The following is a 26,093-nucleotide window of genomic DNA, read 5'->3' as shown; positions in this document are numbered from 1 at the left end:
GTGATGGAAAAAATAGCCAGCATCAAAGATATTTTCCAGCAGACCAATCGGCTGCTCTTCAGCATCACCCTGATTCCCTTGCTGGTAATCAGCATCTTTTACACGCGCAATATCCTGATCTACCGCAGCGCACTGGCGAACGTCGAGGAAGCGAATGCCGTTTCGACCATTGTCCAGGAAAATGTTTTGGAGGAACTGTGGGATCTGGTCTTCGGACTCATCAGCGTCACCGATTACGAGTCCGGCAATGAGTTGGAAAAGGTGCGGCTGGCCATCGAAGAAATTCAGGCCAACACCACCACAGCCAAGGAAGGCGCCACACTGGATGTCGCTTTGCGGACCTTGGATACGTTGGACAATTACATTTCCGAGATGGAAAGCAATATCGCCAACGGACGGCCGTTTGCTGAAAATGAAGCCATCATGGTCCAAGTCGACGCCGTCACGGTCCTGCTTTATGCTATCCTGCAGGACTTTGTGCGCGTCGAAATCGAACTTGCGGGACAAACCAGCGACGATATGCTTGTTTCGCTCTATTATCTGATCCTGTTTGAGCTCGTCATCGTCCTGATAATCGTCTACTATGCCCGGAAGAACAACCGCTTTTTGACGCAGCAGATCCAGGAACCGTTGAACGACCTGATCGTCCTTTCTGAGGAACTGTCGCAAGGCCATCTCGATTACCGCGCAGAAGAGCCGGAAGTCGCGGAGCTGCGCGTCGTAACGGAAAGCATGAATGACATGGCGCGGAATCTGCATGTGCTGATCGAAGAAAATGCCGTGAAGCAATTCGATCTGGCCCAAAGCGAGTTGCGTGTCCTGCAGGCGCAGATTACGCCCCACTTCATCTACAATACGCTGGATGCCATCCTGTCATTGGCTGAACAAGGCAACAGCGAGCAGGTGAAGACGATGACCTACGCCCTCTCCGATTTCCTGCGCATTTCCTTAAGCAAAGGTCAGGACTGGATCACGATCGAGAAAGAAATCCGCCACGTCGAAGATTACCTGACGATTCTGCAGATCCGCTACGGGGCCATGTTGACGTTCGCCATCGACATCCCGGATGCCATCCTCCAGACGGAAGTGCTGAAGATGATCCTGCAGCCGTTGGTGGAAAATGCGGTCTACCACGGAACCAAGCATGTCCGCCGAGCCGGGAAAGTGACCGTCGGGGCGACCTATACGAATGACACGATCCAATTCTTCGTGACCGACAACGGCATCGGCATGGAGGCGGAGCGGCTCCTTGAAATCCAAGAACGCCTTGCTCAAGCCACCGTTGATGACACCGGTGAAGGCGGGTATGGCCTTTACAACGTCCGGAAGCGACTGCTGTTGTATTACGGCAACACCGCTTCCCTCGCTATCGACAGCACCTACAGAAAAGGCACGACCGTCACAGTGACAGTACCGAAGATTACCTAAAAGGAGCGATCAAGCATGTATAAAGTCTTTATAGTCGAGGATGAACACCTGATCCGGGACAGCCTGCGGAACCAACTGCTGTCCCTCGCCGAAACACACCCGCTGATTTTTTCGGGGGAAGCCTCAGACGGGGAAATGGCATTGGCCTCGATCATGGATGTCAAGCCGGATATCCTGCTGACCGATATCCGGATGCCCTTCATGGATGGCCTGAGTTTGGCAAAGGAAGTACGGAAGATCTTTCCTTGGATCCGCATCATCTTCATCAGCGGCTTCGATGATTTCGAATATGCGCGCACCGCCATCCAAGTGCAGGCGGACGCCTATCTTCTGAAGCCGATTAAAGACACCGAACTGATCCAAACGCTGGAGGCTGTCATCGCGGTATTGGACAAACAAAAAGAACCCGTCACGGAACGGGATACGCATGCGGATAATTTCATCTTTGAGCTGAAAAAAAATCATTTCCTGAACGGCATCTTCCGCGGTGACTTATCGGTTCCGGAAGTGCTGCAGGAATCCGCCGCCTTGAAGCGTTCGGTAGTCGGGAAAAAGACCTGCGTCGTGTTGGCAACCAATCATTACGACAAGAACTTCGATGATTATTTCCGCTTCAGCAATTATCTGCATTTTCTTTTCGGAGCGGATGAGAGCATCATTTTCTCCAGCATCTCGTCGCGCTTCATCAAGTTTCTGTTGATGGATAGCGATACGGACAGGTTGTTGGAAAAGAGTTACCAACTGGCTCAGACGCTCGTTCATGAACTGAAGGACGAAGAGGCGGAGGACCTGATCGTTTCGATCGGACCGATCGTCGAACGGCTCAGCGAAATTCCGCAGGCTTACCGCTACACGCAGAATATGCTCCAGACGTATGGCGTGCTGCGGACTGAACGGATCATCAGCTACGAGGATGACATCAAGGACGGCGAAGTTTCCCCGACGAATCCTTTCAAACTCGATCTGGCCCAGAAAATTGCCCAGACCGAAGCGGATGAACTGGAGGAACTGGTGCTGGAGCTTCAGGGAACGCCCGGTGATACCGAAGAACGCAACCGCCTCTTCCGCTTTTTCGTGCTTACCGAATTGGGCCATCTGGTGCAAAAAAAGAAGCCCGGTTCGGAGCAGCCTTTGCTGGAAAAAATGAACGACCTTGACCAGTTGGCGGCGGTGGCGGCCGATGCCGCGGAATATACCCAGATCATCGAAAAGCTGCTGGCTTTCCTGATGGCGGCCCACATTAACCCTTCGATGGTGAAGTATCAGAGCGTTATCCAAAAAGCGTTGGGGTTCATCAAGGAGAATTTTACCGATCCGGACATCTCCCTGAACGTCGTGGCTGATGCCGTGAACCTGAGTCCGTCGCATTTCAGCACCATCTTCTCGCAATCTTTGGGTCAGACTTTCATCGACTTCCTGACCGAATGCCGGCTGCAGCATGCCAAGGAGTTGTTGGTCGGGACGGATGACAAACTGTCCGCCATCGCGATGGACATCGGCTACAACGATCCCAATTATTTCAGCTACCTCTTCAAAAAACGGGAAGGCCAGACCCCAAAAGAATTCCGCCGCACGCATACAAGAGTGTGACAAATCTCGTTTAATCCATATAGAAAAGGAGCCACCCATTATTTCGGGGTGGCTCCTTTTCTTTACAACAATACGCCCTACACCGTTCGCTTTTCCTTGGAAATTTGCGAAGGCGCGGTTCCGTAGTATTTTTTGAACAGTTTGCTGAAGTGGTACGCGTCCTGATAGCCGACAGCTTGTGCGACTTCTTTGATGGTCCATTCTTCCTGCTTCAGCAGTTCCTTCGCATGCTTCAGGCGCACGTGGATCAGATAATGGATCGGGCTCAATCCGGTCGCTTCCTTGAATATTTTTGAAAGATGGGCCGGGCTGACGAAGAGTTGCTGCGCCAATTGTTCCAGCGTGATTTCTTCGGAATGGTGGTTTTCCAGATAATAGACGGCATGGTTCACCAGATGCTGTTGGCGCACGGCCGTTTGGGAAAGCGCCGGGGGAAGCGTATTGTCGGATCCGTCCTCCAGACTCCGCAGCAATAACCCCAGCATCTCCAATATCAGCCCTTTGCCCATCAGCTGATATTCACTCCGTTGCTCGTTGAACTCTTTCGTCACCCGCCAAGCCTTCTCCATGAAGGCATCCGCATAACAGCCCAAGTCCAGCAAAGCGCGTTTGTTCGGGAAATGATTGCGCGGAAGCCCGTTCAGCGAAAGATTCGTCAGGCCGATATGCAGTTGATGGGAAAATGTGCCCTCTTTTTGACTTTCCGCATGTTTGACGCCCGGATTGAAGAGCATGACGGTGCCAGTTCCCAGGTCCTGCCGTTCTCCGTCCACCAGGTAATCGGCTTCCCCTTCCAGAAGGATGCTGATTTCCAGAAAGTTATGGCTGTGCGTTTTGGAATAGTTTCCGGCTTCGTTCAAAGGATCGAAAGCGTACAGAATTTCAGGATTAAATGTTTGTACGTGTGTATAGGCCATCGCAAAAGTCCTTTCTGTTGAATACCCTTATATTGTACAGGAATCTGACGAAGAAAAGCCATTCTCATTCCTCGAAAAAGCAGTAACCTGTTAACATACACTTTTTTTGAGGAGGACTGTCTTATGAATCATTATCAATGGATTTGGCGCTATGCACGGGCATACAAATCCAAAGGCTTACTGGCTTTATTTTTTGTTTTTCTGAATGCCATCCTGATCATCGTCAATCCTATCTTGGCGGGAGAATTGGTCGATAAAGTCATCGATGGTGGGCAGGATGACTTATTGGTGCCGATTTTAACACTTATGATCGGCATCACGCTCTTTCGGACGACCATCCGCTATTGCTATCAGATGCTGTTCGAGCGGATCGGCCAAAATTCCCTATTCGTGCTGCGCCAGGACATGTACCGGAAACTGCAGGAGCTGGATTTCGACTTCTTCAACCACACCCGGGTCGGGGACATCATGGCCCGGATGACCGGCGATACCGACGCCATTCGCCATTTTGTCTCCTGGGTCACCTACAATATTCTGGAGAGCATTCTCTGGTTCGTGATGGCCGTCGCGGTCATGGGCACGATCCACCTTCCGCTGATGCTGTCATTGGTGGCAGTCACGCCGATCATCTTCATCCTGACGCAAAAGATGTCCCGAAAAGCCTTCCCGCTGTTTTTCCAGATCAGGGAAAGCTTCTCCCGGCTGAATTCGATGGTGGAAGAAAACATCGGCGGCAACCGCATCGTCAAGGCTTTCGCAAGGGAAGACCATGAAATCGAGAAATTCACGAAGCACAACGAAGACTTCAAGCGCCGCAACCTGGATTCCGCAGCCGTATCCCGTACGTATCTCCCCTGGCTCGACGGTTTCGCCGGAACACTGAATGCAATCGCCTTGGTGCTCGGCGGCCTGTATGTCATCCGCGGTGAAATGTCCATGGGGGATCTGGTCGCCTTCAACGGGTTCCTCTGGATGCTGAACATGCCGATGCGCATGAGCGGTTGGCTCATCAATGATGTGCAGCGCTTCTCCGCTGCTTGCGTCAAGATCCGTGACATGCTGGATACACAAGCGCAAATCCCGGTTACGGCTGACGAGGAACAGCTTCGGATCAAGGGAACCGTCACGTTCAACGATGTCTCCTTCGCCTTCTCGGATGACCCCGAAACGGATATCCTGTCGCACGTCTCCTTTACAGTCCGTCCCGGACAGACGTTGGGAATTTTGGGCGAAACCGGCTCAGGCAAGACGACACTCGTCAATTTAGTCGGAAGATTCTACGATCCGACTTCGGGAACCGTCCTTATCGACGGCAAAAACGCCAAGGAGTACCCGGTCCGCCAATTGCGGGAAAACATCGCCATGGTCATGCAAGACGTCTTTCTGTTTTCGGATACGATTGAAGACAACATTGCTTTCGGAAATCCCATGGTGGATCGCTCCTATATCCAGCAGATGGCCCGGATTGCCGATGCGGACGGCTTCATCACCAGCATGCCCCAAGGATACGCCACTATCATCGGCGAACGAGGAGTAGGCTTATCGGGAGGGCAAAAGCAACGCATTTCCTTAGCCCGAGCGTTGGCGAAGGATACAGCCATCTTGATTTTGGATGACACCACTTCCGCTGTCGACATGGAAACCGAATCGAAGATCCAGCAGGAGTTGCTCGGCTTGACGGAAAACAAAACGACCTTCATCATCGCCCACCGGATTTCGTCGGTGCGGGATGCGGATCTGATCCTGATGATGGAAAAAGGCCAAGGCGTCGAACAAGGAACCCATGCGGAACTTTTGGCCAAGCGAGGCAAATACTATGACGTTTACTGCAAACAACTCGGATTGACGGGAGGGGAAGCCAATGGCACGCAATACGTATGATGTCGATGAAAGCTTAGAGCAAGAATTCAATTGGGGGCACTACCGGCGCTTGGCCGGCTACATCAAGCCCTACAAAAAACCAATTTCAAAGATATTGGCTGTCATCATTCTGGCGAACATTGCCGGAATGGCAGGCCCTTATTTCACAAAAATCGCAATCGATGACCTGATACCAGCAGGTAATGTGCAACAACTGCTAGGACTGGGCGGCATCTTCATCCTTTCCCTGGTCCTGATCGGCGGGTGCATGCGCTACCGGATTTACGCCATCACCGAAGTCGGCCAAGATATTCTGAAGGACATGCGCTACGATATTTTTGCGCATCTGCAGCGCTTGCCGTTCGCCTACTTCGACAACCGGCCCCACGGCAAAATCCTGATCCGCGTAGTCAATTACATCAATACGCTGAGCGACCTGCTGAGCAACGGTCTCATCAATCTGATATCGGACCTTTTCAACGTAGTGATCACATTAGGCTTCATGCTCCTCATCGATGTGCGCTTGACTTTATACAGTATGGCCTTGCTGCCGGTTCTGTTCGGATTGGTGCTGTTCATCAAAAAGCGTCAGCGGATAGCTTTTCAGATATTGAGCAACAAACAGTCCAATCTTAACGCCTATATTCACGAAAGCATTTCGGGAATCAAAATAACCCAATCCTTTGCCCGCGAACAGGTCAATTATGACATCTTCAATGAAGTGAGCGAGGAATACCGGACGGCGTGGATGAAAGCCGTCAAAATTCAATTCTTGATGTGGCCGGGTGTTCTGAATATTTCAGTCATAACGACCTGTTTGATTTATTTTGTAGGCATCCGCCAGCTCGGCGTATCCGTAACGACAGGAACATTGATCGCCTTCATCGGCTACATCAATAATTTTTGGAATCCCGTCATCAACATCGGCAACTTCTATAATTCCTTGATCACAGCGACAGCCTACTTGGAACGCATCTTCGAAACACTCGACGAGGTGCCTTCGATCCAGGATGCGCCGAATGCTTACGAACTGCCCTCGGTCTCCGGAGCAGTGGACTTCGAGGATGTCACCTTCCGCTATGAGGATGGCAAAGATATTCTGCATAAGGTCAACTTCCATATCGAACCGGGCCAGAGCATCGCCTTGGTCGGGCCGACGGGAGCAGGCAAGACGACGATCATCAACCTGCTGACCCGCTTCTACGACATCAACGAAGGCAGCGTCAAAATCGATGGCCACGACGTACGCGATGTCACGCTCCATTCCTTGCGCAGCCAGATGGGCGTCATGCTGCAGGATACTTTCATCTTTTCCGGCACAATCCTGGAAAATATCCGCTACGGAAAGCTGGATGCCACCGAAGAGGAAGTGATCGCGGCGGCGAAGGTTGTGCGCGCACATGACTTCATCAAACACCTGAAGGACGGCTACCATACTGTCGTTGAGGAGCGCGGCAGCACCCTTTCGGCTGGCCAACGGCAGTTGCTTTCCTTTGCGCGGGCCTTGCTTGCCGATCCGAAGATCCTGATTCTCGATGAAGCGACCGCCAGCATCGACACTCGGACCGAGGAGCTGCTGCAGGAAGGTCTCCAGAAACTTCTGAAGGATCGGACTTCCTTCATCATCGCCCACCGGCTGTCGACGATCAAAAACAGCTCCCAGATCTTCTACGTGGCAGGCGGCAACATCGCTGAAGCAGGCACCCACGAAGAGCTGATGGCCCAAAAAGGCTTGTATCACCATCTCTACCAATCCCAATACGACCTCCTGCAGGCCGTGTGAATAACTGAAGCTGTCCCGTTTTGGGGCAGCTTATTTATTTATCAAAGTCAGGATATATCCGAAAAAGATGCGTTCCTGCCCTTAAGAGCAACTGCTCCAAGGCCGGGAACGCATCTTTTGATTATTAAACGGGATCTCTTACGTTAGTCCGCTTTGTTTGCGATCAGCTCTTTGGCTGCCGCCGCACCTTCCAAATCTTCCCATTTCCATTCCATCACTTCCGGAATGTCATCGCCGTTCTCGCGGATGAAGCGGTGATGGAAGTCCACCGTTTCCGTCATCCTTTGCGAAAAGACTGCCGCTTCTTCGCCATAGACGGCGTTGGCTGCATCCTGCGCCAAGTGGAACCGGTCCATCTCAGACAACACGCGCATGTCGAACGGTGTCGTGATGTCCCCGTTCTCACGGTAGCCGTGGATGTGCAGGTTATGGTTGTGACGATCAAAGAAGATGTCACGGATCAAGCCTTCAAAGCCGTGGAAGGCAAAGACGATCGGTTTGTCCGCCGTGAAATAGGCGTCGAAGGCTTCGTCGCTCAACCCGCGCGGATCCACGTCCGGATGGCGCAGTTTCAACAGGTCCACGATGTTGATGAAACGGATCTTCAATGTCGGGAACTGCTTGTGCAGAATTGTGACTGCGGCAAGCGCCTCCAAGTTCGGTTCCGTTCCCGCTGCCGCAATCACGACATCCGGTTCTTCGTCTCCGCAAGTCGAAGCCCAATCGATGACTTTCAGGCCATCTTTGACCAATACCTCGGCTTCTTCAGCAGAGTAGAATTGTGGACGCGGGTGTTTCGAAGACACGATCAGATTGATCTGTTCCTCAGAGGCCATCGTTTCCGCCATCACGGCCATCAAGGAGTTCGCATCCGCCGGCAAGTATTCGCGGATGAATTCCGGTTTCTTCTCAGCCAAGTGCGTCAACAAACCCGGATCTTGATGGGTGTAGCCATTGTGGTCCTGTTGGAAAACCGTCGAAGTCGCGATCAGATTCAATGACGGATAGTGTTTGCGCCACGTCTGTTCTTTGGCTTTGCGCAACCATTTGAAATGTTGGGTGATCATCGAATCGACCACGCGCAGGAAGGCTTCGTAACTTGCGAAGAATCCATGGCGCCCGGTCAGGACATAGCCTTCCAGGAAACCTTCCGCTTGGTGCTCAGACAACTGCGAATCGATGACACGGCCTGATGGGGATAGCCATTCATCGTAAGCAGGATCGATCGCTTCCATCCAGACGCGGTTCGTCACTTCGAAGACTTTGTTCAGGCGGTTGGATTTGGTTTCATCCGGTCCGAAGATGCGGAAATTATCCGGATTTTCCACGATCAGGTCGCGCGCAAAGTTGCCGAATTCGATCATGTCCTGGGCGATGACTGCGCCTGGAACGGTCGTGTCGACGGCATACTGCTTCCAATCCGGGATGACGAGCGGTTTCGGATCGATGCCGCCATTCGTGATCGGATTCATAGCCATCCGTCGGTCGCCTTTTGGTGCCATTTCTTTCAATTCAGCCACCAGTTGGCCATCCGCCGTGAACAGCTCTTCGGGACGGTAGGACTGCATCCAATCCACCAGCGCATCGATGTGTTCCATATGGTGGGCATCCACCGGAATCGGCACTTGGTGGGCACGGAAGCCGCCTTCGATCGGTTCGCCGTCCCAAGTTTTAGGGCCCGTCCAGCCTTTCGGTGTGCGGAAAATGATGACCGGCCAAGCCGGCATCTTCGCTTCGGCAGCGGAGCCTTTGCGGGCTTCGGTTTGGATCGCTTTGATCTTTTCGACAGCCGTATCCAACACTTGCGCCATGATCGGATGCACCGCTTCCGGTTCGGTCCCTTCCACGAACAACGGCTCCCAGCCCATGCCGCCAAAGTACTGCGTCAATTCTGCGTTCGATTTGCGGTCGAGGATCGTCGGGTTGGATATCTTGCCGCCGTTCAAATACAGGATCGGCAAAACCGCACCATCCGTGACCGGATTGATGAACACATTGGAGAACCAACCAGCCGCCAACGGACCGGTTTCAGCTTCCCCGTCACCGACGACAGTCGCTGCGATCACTTCCGGGTTGTCGAAGATGGCTCCTGTTGCATGGGAAAGCGAATAGCCGAGTTCCCCGCCTTCATGGATCGATCCGGGTGTTTCCGGTGCCGCATGGGAAGCGACCCCGCCTGGGAAGGAGAATTGTTTGTAGAGTTTCGTCAAACCTTCCAGATCCTCGGTGATTTCCGGATAGATTTCCGTATAGGAGCCGTCCAGATAGGAGTTCGAAACCATGACTTGGCCGCCATGTCCCGGGCCTTCGACGTAGAACATGTTCAGGTCATATTTGTTGATGACGCGGTTCAAGTGGGCATAGATGAAATTCTGTCCGGAGATCGTCCCCCAGTGGCCGATCGGATGAAGCTTCACATCGGTTTCCTCGATCGGGCGTTGCAGCAAGGGATTGTCCTTCAGGTACAATTGTCCCACGGAGATGAAATTAGCGGCGCGCCAGAAGGCATCCACCTTGTCCAGATACTCTTTTGAATCAAATGCAGTCATTTTTGTTGCTCCTTTTCATTTTTATTATTGAAAACGCTTGCGAAAACTTTCACAAATGTCATCCAAAAAATCGGTTTGACGATTTTCTGTCAAACCGATCGAAAAAAACTATTTGATTAAGGCCACTTCAAGACCGACCAGTTTTGCCCAAGCCAAAATCTGATCTGTGCTCAAACTCAATGAAACGACAGTGTGGTGACCGCCGCCAGCTTCGATCCAAGCGCGGATTCCGTCATGGAAATTAGGTTTCACTTCCCATAGGACGCGTGCGACTGGAAGGTTCGGAGCTGCCTCAGTCGGTTCAAAAGCAACAACTTCATTCACCAACAATTTGTAGTGAGTTCCGAAGTCAGCCATTGAAACGACAACGCCGTCCCCTGCTTTGCCGTCGAAGACAAGGCGGGCAGGCTCTTCACGGTTCCCCATCGATAATGGCGCAATCAAGATTTTTGGTTTGTTGGACGCCAGTCCCGGATCGACTTCCAGCATATGCGATTGCAGGATCGCTTCTCTGCCTTCAGCCATTTCATACGTGTAGTCTTCCATGAAGCCGGTGTCGATGTTGTGGGACATGATCTTCATCAAACGGTCGATTGCTGCTGTTTTCCAGTCGCCTTCGCCTGCGAAGCCGTAGCCTTCTGCCATCAAGCGTTGTACTGCAAGACCCGGTAATTGTTGCAGGCCATGCAAATCTTCAAAGTTTGAGGTAAAGGCAGTGTAGCCGCCCGCTTCCAAGAAACGACGGATGCCGATTTCTTGACGTGCCTGCACTTTGACATGCGCTTCCCATTTACCTTGCTCATAATCGCCGTAGTCGAAATCATACAAATCTTTGTATTCATTGAACAATGTATCGACTTCTGCATCTGCGACCGCATCGACATAGTCCACTAAATCACGGATACCGTAGTAATCGACCGTCCAGCCGAATTGGATCTGCGCTTCCACTTTATCGCCTTCGGTCACGGCAACGTTACGCATGTTATCGCCGAAACGCGCCACTTTGATGGAGAAGCTTTCATTGTAAGCTACCGCAACGTCCATCCATTCCGCGATTTGGGTTTGAACATTTTCACGTTCCCAATAGCCGACAACGACTTTGTTGTTCTTTTTCAGGCGCGCATTGATGAAGCCGTACTCGCGATCGCCATGTGCCGCTTGGTTCAAGTTCATAAAATCCATATCGATTGTTGCCCATGGAATGCTTTCGTTGAATTGAGTTGCCAGATGCAATAACGGTTTTTGTAGCAATTTCGTGCCGCGGATCCACATTTTCGCTGGCGAGAAAGTATGCATCCAAGTGATGACACCTGCCACTTCATCACGGTAATTCACTTCTTTCATGATCTTCGTAATCGTATCAGGCGTTACCGCCAATTCCTGCAGCACAAGCGGATAAGGCAGTTTGCCGCTGTTGTTCAGGCTTTCCACGATGACCGCCGCATTGTTTTTTACTGTCTGCAAAGCTTCTTCACCATATAAATGTTGTGAACCGACTACGAACCAAAATTCTTTTTTCACTACTTCTAACATATTTTCAGCTCCCCTATTTTTTTTGCCCGTAATAGGCGTTTTCTCCGTGTTTTCGCAAATAATGTTTATCCAGAATGCGTTGCGGCAGTTCCTCCGCGAAGGCATTCAATTGACGGGCGAACAGATTGGTTTTGCAGACTTCATCCAATACGACGGCATTCAGTACTGCCCCTTTGGCGTCCTTGGCCCAAGTAAAGGGGCCATGCCCATGAAGCAATACGCCGGGAACTTCCATCGGTTTGATGCCGCGTTCGCGGAACGTTTCCACAATGGTGTTTCCCGTTTCTTCCTCGTAACCCCGGTCGATTTCCGCCTGCGTCAGGAAACGTGCGCAGGGAACCGTGCCGTAAAAGGTATCGGCATGTGTCGTACCCATGGCCGGCACATCCAATCCGGCTTGCGCCCAAATCGTGGCCCAAGTCGAATGCGTGTGCACAACCGCCCCGATTTCCGGGAATTCTTTGTACAGGACGGCATGCGTCGGCATGTCGGATGACGGGTTCAGATCCCCTTCGATGACGTTGCCTTCAAAGTCGCAGACGACCATATCGCTCGCCTTCATGTCGGCATAGCCGACACCGCTGGGCTTGATGACGAACAAGCCTTTTTCGCGGTCGACCGCACTGACGTTTCCCCACGTGTATTTGATCAATCCCCGTTCCGGCAATTCCAGATTGGCTTGAAAAACTTCTTCTTTTAATTGTTCCAGCAAGATGTTTCCTTCCCTTCTATCTCAAACTCAAATGCTCGACTGCAGCTTGTTCGATCGCTAGCCCTTTTTGGTAACGTTCGATGAAAGTTCCGAAACCTTCTACATCGCGCACATCGGGAGCGATCGTGACGCCTTCATCGGCACCGAATACTTTCTTGTCCAAAAATGCATCCAAACTCTCTGACATTTCTTTGCGATCAGTGTAGGCAGCCAGCAATGCAATGCCCCATGCGCCGCCTTCTCCGGCCGTCTCCATGACGGTAACCGGTGCGTCCATGACAGCAGCCAACACTTTCTGTCCGACTTCAGGGGTTTTGAAGATGCCGCCGTGGCCGACGATTTTGTCGATTGCGACATGTTCCTGCTTCAGGATGTTCATGCCGATTTTCATTGCCCCGAAAGCGGTGAAAAGGTGCACGCGCATGAAGTTGGCTAAGTTGAAGTTGCTTTCCGGTGTGCGGACAAACAACGGCCGTCCTTCTGCCAAATGGGTGATGTTCTCGCCCGAGTAGTAACCGTACGAGAGCAATCCGCCGCAATCGGCATCGCCTTCAAGCGCTTTGTTGAATAACGTGGCGAACAATTTGTCCGTATCGATTGCAAAACCGGCTGCCTCGCTGAATTCCCGGAAAAGCTTTACCCAAGCGTTGATGTCGGATGAACAGTTATTGGTATGGACCATCGCAACCAGACTGCCTGCCGGTGTCGTCACGAGATCGATTTCCGGATGCACTTCGTTCAGGTCCTGCTCCAAGACGATCATAGCAAATGCCGAAGTACCGGCGGATACGTTCCCGGTGCGCTCCGCCACGCTGTTCGTGGCGACCATGCCGGTTCCGGCGTCCCCTTCCGGCGCACACAACGGGATGCCCGCTTCGAGCGTGCCAGTCGGATCTAGCAGTTTGGCTCCCGCTTCCGTCAGATTCCCAGCCGCGTCCCCTGCCAACAATACTTCCGGCAGCAGATCCGCCAATTTCCAAGTCGCGCCTTTTTCTGCGGCTAATGCATCAAACTGATCAATCATCCGTTCGTCATAATTCTTCTTCTCGACATCGATCGGGAACATCCCGGATGCATCACCGATTCCCAAAACTTTCTTGCCTGTCAATTGCCAATGGATGTAGCCTGCCAAAGTCGTAAAGAAAGCGACTTCATTTGTATGCTCTTCCTTATTCAAAACCGCTTGATACAGGTGGGCAATGCTCCAGCGTTGCGGGATATTGTATTTGAACAGTGCGGTCAATTCCTTTTCGGCATCAGCCGTAGTGGCGTTGCGCCAAGTCCGGAACGGCACCAATAACTCATTTTCCTGATTGAACGCCATGTAGCCGTGCATCATCGCGCTGAAACCGATCGATCCGACTGCGGTCAAGGTCACGCCGTATTTTTCTTTAACCTCACGCATCAGTTCTGCGTAGCTTGTTTGAAGGCCCTCCCAAATCTGGTCCAATGAATACGTCCAGATGCCGTCCACCAATTGATTTTCCCATTCGTAGCTGCCGGATGCGACCGGAGCGAAGCGGGAGTCGATCAGCACCGCCTTGATGCGGGTGGAGCCGAATTCGATTCCGATGCTCGTCTGCCGCGATTCGATATCAGTGACTATCGCTTGTAACTTCTCAGTCAAAATATTTCCTCCTCTTTGCGGTGCACCCTTTCCGGATGCTGTCCGTTCTTCTTAGGCATATTATATTCTATATGTCCGTACATGTAAAGAGATAAATTGGATATTTGTCCGAACACAAAAAAAATGCACAAGCGACTGCCTGTCGCTTGTGCATCGCTCCCTTCCGCAACGCAGCCCTAAAATCAGCCGAAAACCTGATGCAGCAACAAAAAGAAGCCATCCCGATTCAGGGATAGCTCCGTTCTTCAGTTATTGGATCCGTTTGACCGAATCGCGGATGATCAGTTCCGGCTCGAATATTTTGTTGCCAGTCACTTCTTGCTGTACGGCCAGCATGATCCACTCGGCGGCGGCTTCGCCCAATTCTTCTTTGGGATGGGAAAGGGTCGTCAGCTTGACGCTGCCTGCCGTGCTCAAGAACGAGTCATCATTGCCGACCACCGAATAATCCTCTGGAACCCGTTTGCCCATGTCAGCAAGCGCTTGGATCAAGCCCTGCGCCACTTCATCGTTGTAGCAGACGATGCCGGTGACCTCTTGATCGCTCGCCAGCTTCTCCCGAATCGTCTGGAACACTTGCCCTTTGGTTTCGGTCGTGTAGGTGTACACGTTTTTCGGATCGAAATTTGTACGCATCTCTTCGTGGGCTTTGATGAAGCCTTTCATCCTATACTTCCCTTGCAGGTCGTCAATCTTCGTGATCAGCGCCAAATGCTGATGTCCTTGCTCGAATAGATGTTTCGTTGCAAGATAGCCCGCTTTCGTGTCATTGACGCAAATGAAAGGGACCGACAGTTCTTCATAGTAGGCATTGATCATGACAACCGGTATGCCACGTTCCTTGAAGGAAAGGTAATAAGCCAAATTCGGATTGTATTGGTTACTTTTTGTCGGTTCCACGATCAGTCCCGAAACGCCTTGGCTGAGCATCTGTTCCAGACACTCCCGCTCCTGATCGACGTCGTTGTTCGTGCTCGCCAACAACAAAGAGTAGCCATTCTCCCGCAACTTCTGCTCGATGCCGCGGATGATCGATGGAAAAATATAGTCCGACAGATAAGTCGTGATGACTCCGATCGTCTTGCTGGAAGACACACCATCACCACGCCTCTGATATGTATCGTCGACATAGGTCCCGGAACCTTTCTCCTTGCGCAGAAAACCTTCATTCACCAGCAAGGCGATCGCTTCCCGGACGGTATGGCGGCTGACCCCATAATCCTTCTGCAGCTGCAGTTCGGGCGGAATGACTTTGCCTACCACAAATTCGTTCGAAAGTATTTTTGAGCGTATCTCATCGGCAATCACCTGGTATTTTGTTTTCATCGCGTGCTCTCCCTCTGTATATGTCCGTACAAATAGTATAGTAAACCAACCGGAAAAATACAAGTGCGCGTTGACGAATTCTATGCAAAAACCGGACTTCCTGTTTGATATCTCAGGAAATCCGGTGCCTTTTACAACAAAGTTTCGATTGGAGTATAGACTGCGCCGATCGATTCGGCGACATCTTTGTTCGTCAACTTGCCGCTGTGCACGTTGAATCCGGTCAGTATGGTCGGATTGTTAGCCGCCGCTTGTCGCGCACCTTGATTCGCGATCTCCACTGCATAAGGCAAAGTAACATTCGTCAACGCGATCGTAGCAGTGCGTGGAACGGCGCCTGGCATGTTCGGCACCGCATAATGCAGGACGCCATGCCGTTCATAAACCGGATCATCGTGTGTGGTCGTGCGGTCTTCGGTTTCAAAGATGCCGCCCTGATCCACGGCGATGTCGACGATCACGGAACCAGGCTGCATGCTTTTCACCATTTCCTCGGTCACTAAGGTCGGCGCTTTCCGGCCGGGAATCAGGACAGCCCCGATGACGACGTCGGCATCCTTGATGGCATGGGCAATGTTCCACTCGTTCGACAGCAAGGTGATGACTGCGTTCCCGTACAAATTCTCGATTTCCGTCAAAATCTCCGGTCTTACGTCCAGGATCGTGCAATGGGCGCCGAGTCCCAATGCGATCTGCAACGCGTTGCGCCCGGCCACACCGCCGCCGATGATGACGACTTTCCCGTTCGCTACACCCGGAACGCCGCTCAACAGAACGCCTTTGCCGCCATATGGTTTTTCCAGGAACTGCGCGCCGATCTGGACGGAAAGACGGCCCGCGATGACGCTCATCGGTGTCAAAAGCGGCAAGTCGCCTTTTTTTCCGACCATCGTTTCGTAGCCGATTGCGGTCATGCCCGCTTGCAGCATCGCCTTCGTCAATTCCGGTGCAGCCGCCAAGTGCAGGTAGGTAAACAGAATCAGGTCCTCGCGGAAGTATGCGTACTCCGATTCCAAAGGCTCTTTCACTTTGATGACCAGTTCGGCGTCCCACACTTTGGCTGCGTCTTCCAACACTGTCGCCCCTGCCTTTTCGTACTGTCTGTCTTCGAATCCCGATCCGACACCGCAGCCGGATTGGACCCAGACTTGATGGCCGTTCTGGACCAGCAACTGCACACCTGCAGGCACCACCCCCACCCGGTTTTCGTTATTTTTGATTTCTTTCGGCACTCCGATGATCATCCCGATCATTCCTTTCCGACAAGTCCGTCCACCGCCAAAATAGCGTCGGCGACTTGTTCAGCCGTTATGTTTTTGTTTAGATTTTTCATGGTGTTGCTCTGTGCCACTGCAAGTTTTCCGACTTTAACGAGCTCTTCACGCGTGGCTCCGGTAAGATGCATCTCGGCCAGAGTCGTCGGCATGCCGATCTCCGCCAGGAAATGGCTGTATTTTTTGAATTCTTCGTGAGGGCGCTCTTCAAGTACGAGTTGGACCAATAGGCAAAAGCCGACTATTTCCCCGTGCGTCAAGCGATGGACCTCGCCTTTGATGGCGGTGAAGCCATTATGGATGGCATGTGCGGCCGCCAAGCCGCTATTTTCAAAGCCCAGTCCCGACAGCAGCGTATTCGCCTCAACAATCGCCTCGACAGCCGGCGTCACCAATCCTTTTTGGACATCAGCGAACGCGCTAAGGCCGTCACGGAACAAGGTTTCTTCGCAGGCCTTCGCAATGGCAGTGCCGGCGATCGTTGGCAATCCTCCGGCTAACGCATTCTCCCCGGAGGCTTTCGTTGCCAACGCTTCCGCACAGGTCGCCAAGGCATCCGCCATCCCGCTTGCAAAAAAACGGATCGGTGCTTGGATAACGATTTGCGTATCAACAAGCACCAGATCAGGGTTCTTCGCATAGAAACGGTAATGGTCGAACAGCCCATCCTGCGTATAGAGCACCGAGATGGCGCTGGTCGGTGCATCCGTGGAAACGGTGGTGGGAACAATCACGATCGGCAATTCGCATGCAGCTGCGATGCCTTTCGCAACATCGATGATTTTGCCGCCTCCGAGTCCGATGATGACGTCCGCCGTTGCATCGGCGACCTCGTCAGCCAAACGGACCATTGCTTCCAGCGAGGCTTCGCCAGTGAATGCTTCATAATGATAGGGAAAACCCTCCAGAGCCCGTTCCACTTTTTCCTGGAGCAAGCCCCAAACGAAATCGTCCGTAAGCAGGAATGCCTTCTTTCCGTAGACAGCCGCTTCCTTCCCTAATGCGTCAATAGCACCTACTCCTTGAATATACCGGCTAGGCGACCGAAAAACATGATAAGCCATATGTGCGCCCCTTTTCCATTTGTGATTTATTTATTATGGCTTTATTTTACCACAGCTGGCTCAATCAAAATCAAAAAATCCTTTGGGAGCCCCATCTCCGGTGAGCCAGGTGCTGGCCGGAGTTCCGGACCACATTTTAGTTGTTACTCCGACGACCGTCGCGTTCGTCGGATTTCCGGTCCGCATTTTTATCGTTCTCCTCCGAACGTCACCCTCACCGGAGCTAAGCGCAGTTATGCGCACAAAAAAAATCAGGGACCAGCTCGTTAAGAGCCAGCCCCTGATTTTTACCCTTGGTACAGGCTATTTGCCTGATTTTTTTCGGTTGGACATCGGTACCCTTGCAATTGCCACAGCTCCGAATGCGAGTGCGCCATACAACAAAGTAGATTGACTGATGGCTTCTTCGGCGACGAGCGCATCCGGATTTTCTGCGGCAGCCTCATCGTACAACGCTTTGATTTCATCCGCCGGAAGGACGATGCCGTCTTGGATATACAGTTCATCAATCAGCCCTTTGAATGGTTGATCCCAGTAGTTGACGCCCAGACTGAACGATGCTGCTGCGCCTTCGAAGATGTTCGGGAAATTCTCCCCTATGAACTTCGCCTCGCCATTGACATAGACAGAGATCTTGCCGGCATCCACAGTAAAGGCCAAATGCGTCCACGCGTCAGCAGGGATGGTGGAACCGATCGGCGCATCGTACCATTGCTGGCCGGACCAAAGCATCGTCTGATTGGCCGGCCCGACAGGCGTCAGGCTGATCCAACTTTGCTCTGTGGCAGCGCCGAAGAAAGCGGTCGTGAACTGATTCAGCTCGGCTGGATTGATCCAGAAAGCTACGGTATAGGCATTCTGAGTGATCAAGCCCTTTCCAATCGACAGTCCGGATTTGCCGTCGAACGAAGCGGCCTGCCCTTTGATACCTTCAACGAACGGCACAGTTCCGCCCGTGTTGTTGATCCGGTCTCCGGTCACTTGTGCATCGCTCTGATCGCCTGCCGCATTCTGATAAGTCTCATCGAAGGAATAATAAGCCGAAAGCTTGCCGGCTTCCTTCGGTTCGACTTGGATCTCGAAGCTGAGTTGCTCCGATTGCAACTCGTTTTGGATAAGTGCTGTCAGCGTCACGAGCGCTGCCGGTTGGCTCGCTTCGGGACGAGTGACGATACCCGTTTCCGAGATGACAGCAGGATCGGAGGAAGTCCATTCGATGGTGCTGCCGCCCGCAGCGGTTGTCGGTAGTACGATGTCCTTCATGACGGATTCAGGCATGGACGCCGTAAGCTCGGCTTTGATTTTCTCCATCTGTTCCGAGTCCGTTGCCGTGCTCGTTTGGCTTCCCCAAATGACCTGCCCGGTCTCGGACATGCCGCTGAAAGTCATGACCCACGCTTCTGTCGTCGGATCCCATTGGCTGATGAAGACCCCATCATAGGTGCCGTCCGCCAGTTTCAGCTCGGCCCGGTAGCCATCGTAAAGCCGCCATGTGCCTTCCTGCGCACCCGCAACCGTACCGTCAGCCTGCAACTGAATTAGTGTGGACTCGGTCAGTTGGCCTGTGATTTGGTTGCCGTGGTTGATGAACTTATAAGTGCCGGTGACCTCTTCCTGCGCCACTTCCGTTATCGTCTCGCCAGCATAGCGATACGGTGTCGGAACCGGCCAGTCATTGCTGTTCTTGAATGTCTGATGGACACGCACTTCATGCGTCTCGCCTTTATTCGGGAAGCGGGTATGGAACACGAGAAATTCCTTATCGGCTTTTGCATCGATGTAATAGGAGTTGTGTCCCGCCGACAGATAACCGACGCCGTCCCCGGTTCCGTCCTCACCCAATTCTCGAATGAAGAGGAAGTTTCCGATCAGTTTGTTGCCGATATCCTGATGATCATTGACCCCAGGGAAATTGCCTACACCTTTGTCGAAGGACTCAGGATACACAGCTTCATTGCCGGCCGCATCCACATAAGGCCCTGTGATCGACTCCGAACGGAACTGACGCATTTGATAACCACCATCCGAAGCCAACCCGCCATAAGTCAAATAAAGATAATAATAGCCAGCCTTTTTGTCGTAGACGGCATAAGTCCCTTCTGAAGAACGCCCATACCCAGCGGCAATCTTGGTACCGAAATAGCGGTCGATCATCCGGCCGTCCTCAGTCACTCCGTCTTCGCCCGGATAAAGCGGAATGCCTGTTTTTTCGTCCAGCTCAAGGATGAAGGTTCCGCCTGACCACGAACCGTATGTCATCCACAGTTTTCCTTGCTTGTCATACAAGATATTGGCATCGATTGCATTCGTGTATTCTGCATTGTTGTAGGCGCCGTTTTCCGTGAACCACTCGGGATTAGGCTCTTCCAGCACGCCATCTTCGATCAGTTCATCGATATTCGTGCTCTCCCATTGCTTGTTGACGTCACTGTTCGCATCATACGCTTCTTCCTCCGCGAATCCGGAGTAGATGATCGTATCGACATACGCGTACGGTCCTTCGATATTCTTGGACACAGCCAGACCGATTGCCGAGCGGATATAGGTGGAGGAGACGCTGTAGTACAGCATGTAGGCGCCTTTGCTGCCGTCTACATTTCGATAGTCCTTATTCCAGATGACATCCGGCGCCCAGACCGCGTATCCGCCTGTGCTGTCTGCATCATCTTCCCCTGCCCAGGCGAAGGATTCGGAAAGATTTTCGCTCAAATCCCCGTAAATCGTGTTGTCCGTACTTGTGTAGCCGTTGGTGAAATTCTGCCAATTGATCAAATCCGACGATTTCGCGGCTGCGATATGCGATCCGAATACATAGTACATCCCGGATTTCTGATCTTGAATGATGGACGGATCGTGGACCGATGCATTTGAGAAAGTTACGGCTTCATCCGTTTCCGACGCGTGCACCTGTGACTTGGACTGGACCGCGGCAGCCATGCTGATGGCCATACCGCAAAGCAACAACTTGGATATTCTTGATCTGGTAATGATAAAAAACGCCTCCTTTATAATTGCAACCGCTAACATTTACGTCCGCACAAAATAGTTGTACTTACAAATTAAGATATCACATTTAATTTGTTCGTACAACTATTACGGTGTTCGGCGGCTACTTTTTTATTTTGAGGAGGCTGGCAGGTTATTCATCAAGAACATTTCGGTCGCTAAAATTTGTAAAGCGATTTCGCAATGACTATACTTGACTTGTAAGCCAGAGATCATGATGACCGTACGCTTTGTCAAACCAACTTGTTCCAGCACATCCCCATTCTTTCCTGTCATGACGAAAATACTTTAGCCCAAAGATAACTTATTACTGCAAATGGCTGATTCGATTTGAAAAATAAGGAGTGGTTGACATGATTTATCCGTTCATCAATTTTGACGGGGACTGCAGAGAAGCTGTGGAATACTATGCAGAAGTTTTTGGCACTGAGAAACCGAAATTCCAGACGTATGGCGATGTACCATCGAATCCGAACATCCCACCACAATCCATGGAAGCCAATAATCGCGTTATCTATACGACTTTGAAGATAGCAGAAAGCATCATCATGTTTGCGGACCTCCCTTTAGGGGGAAAATTTGTTCCCGGAAATAATCTCAGCCTGTCGATGATAATCAAGGATCCTTTGTTGGTGCAAACTTATTTTGATGCACTCAAAGAAGGTGGAATCGTTTTGTTGCCGCTTCAAGAAACATTCTACACGAAAAAATTCGGCATCGTGACGGACAAATATGGGGTCACCTGGCAGATCGGAATTGGGACAGAAGAGGAAATATTAAATCCATAACAGGATAAAGCGGATACTGCATACAAATATATGCTGAAGAAAACCGCATCAAAATGGCGTTTCAATTCCATTTTGATGCGGTTTTACTATTTGTTCCCCTATCTATGCAACAGTCTATTCTTCCGTTATCACTTTCAGATATTGGTCTCCCCAGTCGCAAATGGATTGGACGACCGGCGCCAATTCCTTGCCGATGTCGGTCAGATGATACTCGACTTTCGGCGGAACAACGGGATAAACCGTCCTTGCGATGATCAGGTCACGCTCCAGCTCCCGCAACTGCCGGATCAGCATCCGTTGGTTGATGTCAGGGAGGATTTTGTTGAACTCGCTCAGCCGCAGCGTGCCGTTGTGGATCAAGGACCAGATGATCGCAATCTTCCATCTTCCACCCACAACAGACAAGGCTAAATCTTTTGTATTGTAAAATTCTTTCTCTTGGTATTGGATCATCGGGCAGCCTCTTTTCATAAAATTAACCATAGTGACAATTATGTCAGTATTCACACAAGAGTCATTATATAGTATTCTGAAATGGAAAGAAATACCAGTTTGAAGAAAGAAGGAAATTAAATTATGAAAAGTAGAGCAGCTGTCGCTTTTGGACCAGGCAAACCGTTGGAGATCGTTGAAATAGATGTGGCAGAGCCAAAAGCCAAAGAAGTATTGGTGAAAATCCTTTACACTTCCGTCTGCCATACCGATGCCTTCACTTTGTCGGGTGACGATCCGGAAGGTGTCTTCCCTGCCGTTTTAGGGCATGAAGGTGCCGGCGTTGTCGTCTCTGTAGGCGATGAAGTCACTTCCGTTAAGCCCGGGGACCATGTCATTCCTCTTTACACGCCGGAATGCGGAGAATGCGAATTCTGTCTTTCCGGGAAGACAAATCTGTGTTCAGCCGTGCGCGAAACCCAAGGCAAAGGTTTGATGCCGGATGGAACGACCCGTTTCTCTTATAATGGTGAGCCTATTTATCACTATATGGGGACAAGCACTTTCAGCGAATACACCGTTGTCAACGAAATCAACCTGGTCAACATCGATAAGGAAGCTCCGCTGGATAAAGTCGCGTTGTTCGGCTGCGGAGTGACTACCGGCCTCGGTGCTGTCGAAAACACGGCAAAAGTTGAAGAAGGCGCGGTGACGGCAGTATTCGGCTTAGGCGCAATCGGTCTGGCAGTTATCCAAGGCTTGAAAAAAGCCAAAGCTAAACGCATCATCGCGGTCGATATGAATCCCGCCAAATGGGAATTAGCCCAAAAAATGGGTGCCACTGATTTCGTCAACCCAAGCGATCACGAGCGTCCGATCCAGGAAGTCTTGATCGAAATGACGAACGGCGGCGTGGATTACAGTTTTGAATGCATCGGAAATGTCGAAGTCATGAAAGCCGCTTTGGAAGCCTGCCACAAAGGCTGGGGCGAAAGCATCATCATCGGTGTCGCCGGTGCCGGCAAAGAAATCCACACCCGACCGTTCCAATTGGTGACAGGACGCGTGTGGAGAGGTTCCGCATTCGGTGGTGTCAAAGGCCGCACAGAACTGCCCGGAATGGTGGAAGATTTCATGAATGGCGAAATCGATCTGGACAGTTTCATCACGCATCACCTGAATTTCACCGACATCAACGAAGCCTTCGATCTGTTGCACAAAGGGGAATCCATCCGTACCATCTTGACCTATGGAGAATAAAGATATGACAACAACCTTAATCGAAACGCATAAAGTATTTGAGGGCGAACAAAGAAAATACCGTCACTATTCTGAAACGCTGGATTGCGACATGGTTTTCAGCCTTTTCCTGCCGAAACAGACAGACAACAAGCCGACAGCTTTGGTTTGGTGGCTTTCAGGATTGACGTGCACCGACGACAATTTCAGCCAAAAAGGCGCCTTCCAAAAATACGCAAGCCAACACCAACTGGCCGTCGCCATGCCGGATACTTCTCCGCGCGGAACGGATGTGGCGGATGACGAAAATTGGGATCTGGGTCAAGGCGCCGGTTTCTATCTGAATGCGACCCAGGAACCGTGGGCAAAAAATTATCGGATGTATGACTATTTGACGAAAGAATTGCCTCAGCTTGTCTACACTCTGATCCCGAATTTTTCAGGAAAAGAGAGCATCATGGGCCATTCAATGGGAGGACACGGCGCGTTGGTCATCGGATTGAAAAATCCGGAGCGCTACCAGTCCATTTCTGCCTTCGCCCCTATCCTGAATCCGTCACAGGTTCCCTGGGGCCAAAAAGCCTTCACCGCCTACTTGGGGCCGGATGAAAAAGATTGGGCAGCCTGGGACGCGACCAGCTTGATCGCGGAAAATCCTACAGCTCCTCCCATCCATATTTCGCAAGGCACCTCTGACAATTTTTATGCTGTCCAGCTGAACGAAGAAGCCTTCCTGCAGGCCGCTACAGGAAAGAATGTGACGTACGAAAAATTGGACGGTTACGACCATAGTTACTTTACGATCGCTTCCTATATAGAAGAGCATCTGCAATTCCATAAAGACTGTTTGAAGTAGAAAGCAGCGCTGGCCGGAAAGTTTTCCGATAAACCAAGCCATATATTCAAAAAAACGGATTCCGCTCAGGAATCCGTTTTTTTTTTTGCATCAAATCCGTTTATAGTTACCCGATTTCCCCATTGTACTCGGTAACAGCAGCATCAACTGTAGCATCGGAAACCGCAGCATTCTTTTCGACGATCGCCATGATGACATCAACGGATTTCCCCATCGTCTCAAGCGTCACGAATTCGTATTTCCCATGGCTGTTTTCGGTGCCGGAGAACAGGTTCGGGGTCGGCAATCCTTTATGCGAGATGATGCAGCCGTCCGTTCCGCCGCGCATCGGCTTGAATACCGGCGTGATGCCGCAGGATTCATAGGCCTGCACAGCCAGATCGACGACGACCGGATGCTGCTCGATGATGTCGCGCATATTGTAGTATTGGTCGAACAACGTCAAGGAAATCCTAGGTTCGGTGAATTGGTCATTGAATGCGTCCACCAGTTCGGTGAAGAATCGCTTGCGGGCAGCGAAGCCTTCCCGGTCATGATCGCGGATATAGTAGGTCTGTTTGACTTCATCGACGGTCCCGCTCTGGCAAGTCAGGAAGTAGTAGCCTTCGTAGCCGCTGGTGCGCTCAGGCGTTTCATGCTGTGGCAAAGCCGTCGCAAATTGACTGGCGACCAGCAAAGCGTTGACCATCGTATCCTTTGCGGAACCGGGATGGACGCTCGTGCCGCGGATGGTGAGTTCCGCTTGGGCTGCATTGAAATTGTCGTAGGTCAGATTTCCGATCGGCCCGCCATCGATCGTGTAGGCGAAGTCGGCCGCGAAATGTTCCACATCAAACAGTTTCGCCCCGCGAGCCCCAAGTTCTTCATCGGGTCCGAAAGCAAGACGGATCTTCCCGTGCTTCCGTTCCGGATGCGCGATGAATTGCTCGCAGGCGGTCACAATCGAAGCAATGCCAGCTTTGTCGTCGGCGCCCAACAAGGTCGTGCCATCTGTAGTGATGACCGTTTCCCCGATATAGTTGCGCAGGCGCGGGAACTCCTTCGGCGAAAGGATGATTTGTTCGGTCTCGTTCAGGACGATATCGCCGCCAGCATAAGCATAGTGGACTTGGGGACGGATGTTGACTGAGTTGAAATCGGCCGTGTCCAGATGCGCGATGAAACCGATGACTGGAACTTCTTCTTCCGTATTGCTCGGCAGGGTCGCCGTCAGGAAGCCGTTCGTTTCATTGTATTCGACTTCCTCCAAACCGATCGCAATCAATTCCTTCGCCAGTTCCAGGGCGAATGTCACTTGGCTGTGCGTGGACGGAACCGTGTAGCTGCTGTCGTCCGAACGCGTGTCGACCTTTGCGTATGCGATGAATCTTTCCAATAGTTTTTCGTTCATATTCCTCATCCGCCTTTCTTTGACGCTTTTCGTATCGATATAAGGAAATATCGGCTCTCTGTCAAATGGTGTTGATGAGACATTCTATCTGTTGAAATAAGGGAGCCACATTCACAAACTCCAGAAGAGAATTTTTCTCTTTTGGAGTTTTTTATATTGCCTGAAGAAGATTGAATTGGATAAAAATCCGATTTCGGAAATGAATGAAGTTCCTGTAGCCGTAGGATACTCTCTTGATGACCTTTATTTTGTTGTTTATCCCTTCGATTACTCCGTTGGAGTAGGTATAGGAGAGACTGTTAAGAATGTATTCTTCGGCGCCCTTGAGTGACTTAATAGCTTTTGTCATGTTGGGCGAAAGGAATTTCTGGGGTTCATTCAGAAAATTTTTAAATAGCTCTTTTTCTTTATGATTCACCGCATATTTGATAGTCTGGTAGGCGTCATAATTTGCTTTTAAAGTGGGATCGATTCCCAACAGATAATCCACAATATCCTTGTCAAACATACCTTTTTTAAAGAGTCTGTGGTAGCGGTAATTGGTAAAATCCAGCTTGTCTTGGTCCATAAGCAATAATTTCCAGTAGTTCTTCAATTTTGTATAATCCCGCCGATCCTTTGGTTCGGATGACTTCCGGAGACCATTCATCACTTGAATACGGGTTTGGTTTAACGCGCGATTCACCTGCAGAATAATGTGGAACCGATCGATGATAATC

The 26,093-nt window shown here is 51.2% G+C and carries 19 protein-coding genes; 7 read left to right on the top strand and 12 right to left on the bottom strand.

Annotated elements, in window-relative coordinates; genetic code table 11:
• Window positions 1-3 precede the first annotated feature (3 nt).
• A complete protein-coding gene (locus C7R73_RS11360) occupies window positions 4-1,428 on the top strand; it encodes a sensor histidine kinase (protein WP_106450618.1) in 1,425 nt (474 codons plus the stop codon).
• A gap of 15 nt (window positions 1,429-1,443) precedes the next feature.
• Window positions 1,444-3,018, top strand: a complete 1,575-nt coding sequence (locus C7R73_RS11355; RefSeq protein WP_106450617.1) for a response regulator transcription factor — start codon at window positions 1,444-1,446, stop codon at window positions 3,016-3,018.
• Window positions 3,019-3,095: 77 nt separating this feature from the next.
• On the opposite strand, the gene C7R73_RS11350 is transcribed toward C7R73_RS11355, so the two are convergent.
• Window positions 3,096-3,935 (bottom strand): AraC family transcriptional regulator, encoded by an 840-nt coding sequence (locus C7R73_RS11350; RefSeq protein ID WP_106450616.1) that lies wholly within the window; start codon window positions 3,933-3,935, stop codon window positions 3,096-3,098.
• A gap of 123 nt (window positions 3,936-4,058) precedes the next feature.
• Between C7R73_RS11350 and C7R73_RS11345 the strand changes: the two genes are divergently transcribed.
• Both C7R73_RS11345 and C7R73_RS11340 read left to right on the top strand, forming a co-directional pair.
• Complete coding sequence (locus C7R73_RS11345) at window positions 4,059-5,816, top strand: ABC transporter ATP-binding protein (protein WP_106450615.1); 1,758 nt, start codon at window positions 4,059-4,061, stop codon at window positions 5,814-5,816.
• Window positions 5,797-7,578 carry an ABC transporter ATP-binding protein gene (locus C7R73_RS11340; protein ID WP_106450614.1) on the top strand — a complete coding sequence of 594 codons (1,782 nt, stop codon included), beginning with the start codon at window positions 5,797-5,799 and terminating at the stop codon, window positions 7,576-7,578. Before C7R73_RS11345 ends, C7R73_RS11340 begins: the two co-directional genes overlap by 20 nt.
• A 143-nt stretch (window positions 7,579-7,721) precedes the next feature.
• Here C7R73_RS11340 and C7R73_RS11335 read toward each other — a convergent pair whose 3' ends face one another.
• The 8 genes from C7R73_RS11335 to C7R73_RS11300 all read right to left on the bottom strand — a co-directional run bounded on the left by C7R73_RS11335 (window position 7,722) and on the right by C7R73_RS11300 (window position 20,627).
• Entirely contained in the window at window positions 7,722-10,127 is a 2,406-nt protein-coding gene (locus C7R73_RS11335) for a phosphoketolase family protein (protein WP_106450613.1), read from the bottom strand.
• A 108-nt stretch (window positions 10,128-10,235) separates the two neighbouring features.
• Window positions 10,236-11,660 (bottom strand): L-arabinose isomerase, encoded by a 1,425-nt coding sequence (gene araA, locus C7R73_RS11330; protein ID WP_106450612.1) that lies wholly within the window; start codon window positions 11,658-11,660, stop codon window positions 10,236-10,238.
• 13 nt (window positions 11,661-11,673) lie between these two features.
• Window positions 11,674-12,372, bottom strand: coding sequence for an L-ribulose-5-phosphate 4-epimerase (locus tag C7R73_RS11325; RefSeq protein ID WP_106450611.1), 699 nt, complete (start codon window positions 12,370-12,372; stop codon window positions 11,674-11,676).
• A 16-nt stretch (window positions 12,373-12,388) separates the two neighbouring features.
• Entirely contained in the window at window positions 12,389-13,999 is a 1,611-nt protein-coding gene (locus C7R73_RS11320) for a xylulokinase (protein ID WP_106450610.1), read from the bottom strand.
• Window positions 14,000-14,248: 249 nt separating this feature from the next.
• Window positions 14,249-15,325: a GntR family transcriptional regulator gene (locus C7R73_RS11315; protein ID WP_106450609.1), complete on the bottom strand. Its 1,077-nt coding sequence runs from the start codon at window positions 15,323-15,325 to the stop codon at window positions 14,249-14,251.
• A 131-nt stretch (window positions 15,326-15,456) separates the two neighbouring features.
• Window positions 15,457-16,569: an alanine dehydrogenase gene (ald, locus tag C7R73_RS11310; RefSeq protein WP_106450608.1), complete on the bottom strand. Its 1,113-nt coding sequence runs from the start codon at window positions 16,567-16,569 to the stop codon at window positions 15,457-15,459.
• A gap of 5 nt (window positions 16,570-16,574) precedes the next feature.
• Complete coding sequence (locus C7R73_RS11305; RefSeq protein WP_106450607.1) at window positions 16,575-17,663, bottom strand: glycerol dehydrogenase; 1,089 nt, start codon at window positions 17,661-17,663, stop codon at window positions 16,575-16,577.
• Window positions 17,664-17,966: 303 nt separating this feature from the next.
• Window positions 17,967-20,627, bottom strand: coding sequence for a lipocalin-like domain-containing protein (locus tag C7R73_RS11300; protein WP_205076518.1), 2,661 nt, complete (start codon window positions 20,625-20,627; stop codon window positions 17,967-17,969).
• Window positions 20,628-21,022: 395 nt separating this feature from the next.
• Between C7R73_RS11300 and C7R73_RS11295 the strand changes: the two genes are divergently transcribed.
• On the top strand, window positions 21,023-21,457 hold the full coding sequence (locus tag C7R73_RS11295) for a VOC family protein (RefSeq protein WP_106450606.1): 435 nt from the start codon (window positions 21,023-21,025) through the stop codon (window positions 21,455-21,457).
• Window positions 21,458-21,571: 114 nt separating this feature from the next.
• On the opposite strand, the gene C7R73_RS11290 is transcribed toward C7R73_RS11295, so the two are convergent.
• Window positions 21,572-21,910, bottom strand: a complete 339-nt coding sequence (locus C7R73_RS11290; protein ID WP_106450605.1) for a winged helix-turn-helix transcriptional regulator — start codon at window positions 21,908-21,910, stop codon at window positions 21,572-21,574.
• Between the two features lie 123 nt (window positions 21,911-22,033).
• Here C7R73_RS11290 and C7R73_RS11285 point away from each other — a divergent pair, with 123 nt between their 5' ends.
• Together C7R73_RS11285 and fghA are read left to right on the top strand one after the other, a co-directional pair.
• On the top strand, window positions 22,034-23,149 hold the full coding sequence (locus C7R73_RS11285) for an S-(hydroxymethyl)glutathione dehydrogenase/class III alcohol dehydrogenase (protein ID WP_106450604.1): 1,116 nt from the start codon (window positions 22,034-22,036) through the stop codon (window positions 23,147-23,149).
• A gap of 4 nt (window positions 23,150-23,153) precedes the next feature.
• Complete coding sequence (fghA, locus tag C7R73_RS11280) at window positions 23,154-23,984, top strand: S-formylglutathione hydrolase (protein ID WP_106450603.1); 831 nt, start codon at window positions 23,154-23,156, stop codon at window positions 23,982-23,984.
• Window positions 23,985-24,090: 106 nt separating this feature from the next.
• Here fghA and pepT read toward each other — a convergent pair whose 3' ends face one another.
• Both pepT and C7R73_RS11270 read right to left on the bottom strand, forming a co-directional pair.
• The gene (gene pepT / locus C7R73_RS11275) at window positions 24,091-25,374 is read right to left on the bottom strand and encodes a peptidase T (protein WP_106450602.1); all 1,284 of its coding nucleotides are present in this window, start codon (window positions 25,372-25,374) and stop codon (window positions 24,091-24,093) included.
• 151 nt (window positions 25,375-25,525) lie between these two features.
• Window positions 25,526-26,093 (bottom strand): transposase (locus tag C7R73_RS11270; protein WP_161525934.1); only part of this gene is annotated, 568 nt, incomplete at its 5' end.

Source organism: Trichococcus alkaliphilus, from assembly GCF_003008695.1.
Classification (GTDB): Bacteria; Bacillota; Bacilli; order Lactobacillales; family Aerococcaceae; genus Trichococcus; species Trichococcus alkaliphilus.
This window is presented reverse-complemented; position numbering and strand designations above follow the sequence as displayed.

What these genes read in the sequence shown, in the direction of transcription:
- C7R73_RS11360 (WP_106450618.1), top strand. Translation starts at nt 4, where the DNA reads ATGGAAAAAATAGCCAGCATCAAAGATATTTTCCAGCAGACCAATCGG.
- C7R73_RS11355 (WP_106450617.1), top strand. Translation starts at nt 1,444, where the DNA reads ATGTATAAAGTCTTTATAGTCGAGGATGAACACCTGATCCGGGACAGC.
- C7R73_RS11350 (WP_106450616.1), bottom strand. Translation starts at nt 3,935, where the DNA reads ATGGCCTATACACACGTACAAACATTTAATCCTGAAATTCTGTACGCT.
- C7R73_RS11345 (WP_106450615.1), top strand. Translation starts at nt 4,059, where the DNA reads ATGAATCATTATCAATGGATTTGGCGCTATGCACGGGCATACAAATCC.
- C7R73_RS11340 (WP_106450614.1), top strand. Translation starts at nt 5,797, where the DNA reads ATGGCACGCAATACGTATGATGTCGATGAAAGCTTAGAGCAAGAATTC.
- C7R73_RS11335 (WP_106450613.1), bottom strand. Translation starts at nt 10,127, where the DNA reads ATGACTGCATTTGATTCAAAAGAGTATCTGGACAAGGTGGATGCCTTC.
- araA (WP_106450612.1), bottom strand. Translation starts at nt 11,660, where the DNA reads ATGTTAGAAGTAGTGAAAAAAGAATTTTGGTTCGTAGTCGGTTCACAA.
- C7R73_RS11315 (WP_106450609.1), bottom strand. Translation starts at nt 15,325, where the DNA reads ATGAAAACAAAATACCAGGTGATTGCCGATGAGATACGCTCAAAAATA.
- ald (WP_106450608.1), bottom strand. Translation starts at nt 16,569, where the DNA reads ATGATCATCGGAGTGCCGAAAGAAATCAAAAATAACGAAAACCGGGTG.
- C7R73_RS11305 (WP_106450607.1), bottom strand. Translation starts at nt 17,663, where the DNA reads ATGGCTTATCATGTTTTTCGGTCGCCTAGCCGGTATATTCAAGGAGTA.
- C7R73_RS11295 (WP_106450606.1), top strand. Translation starts at nt 21,023, where the DNA reads ATGATTTATCCGTTCATCAATTTTGACGGGGACTGCAGAGAAGCTGTG.
- C7R73_RS11290 (WP_106450605.1), bottom strand. Translation starts at nt 21,910, where the DNA reads ATGATCCAATACCAAGAGAAAGAATTTTACAATACAAAAGATTTAGCC.
- C7R73_RS11285 (WP_106450604.1), top strand. Translation starts at nt 22,034, where the DNA reads ATGAAAAGTAGAGCAGCTGTCGCTTTTGGACCAGGCAAACCGTTGGAG.
- fghA (WP_106450603.1), top strand. Translation starts at nt 23,154, where the DNA reads ATGACAACAACCTTAATCGAAACGCATAAAGTATTTGAGGGCGAACAA.
- pepT (WP_106450602.1), bottom strand. Translation starts at nt 25,374, where the DNA reads ATGAACGAAAAACTATTGGAAAGATTCATCGCATACGCAAAGGTCGAC.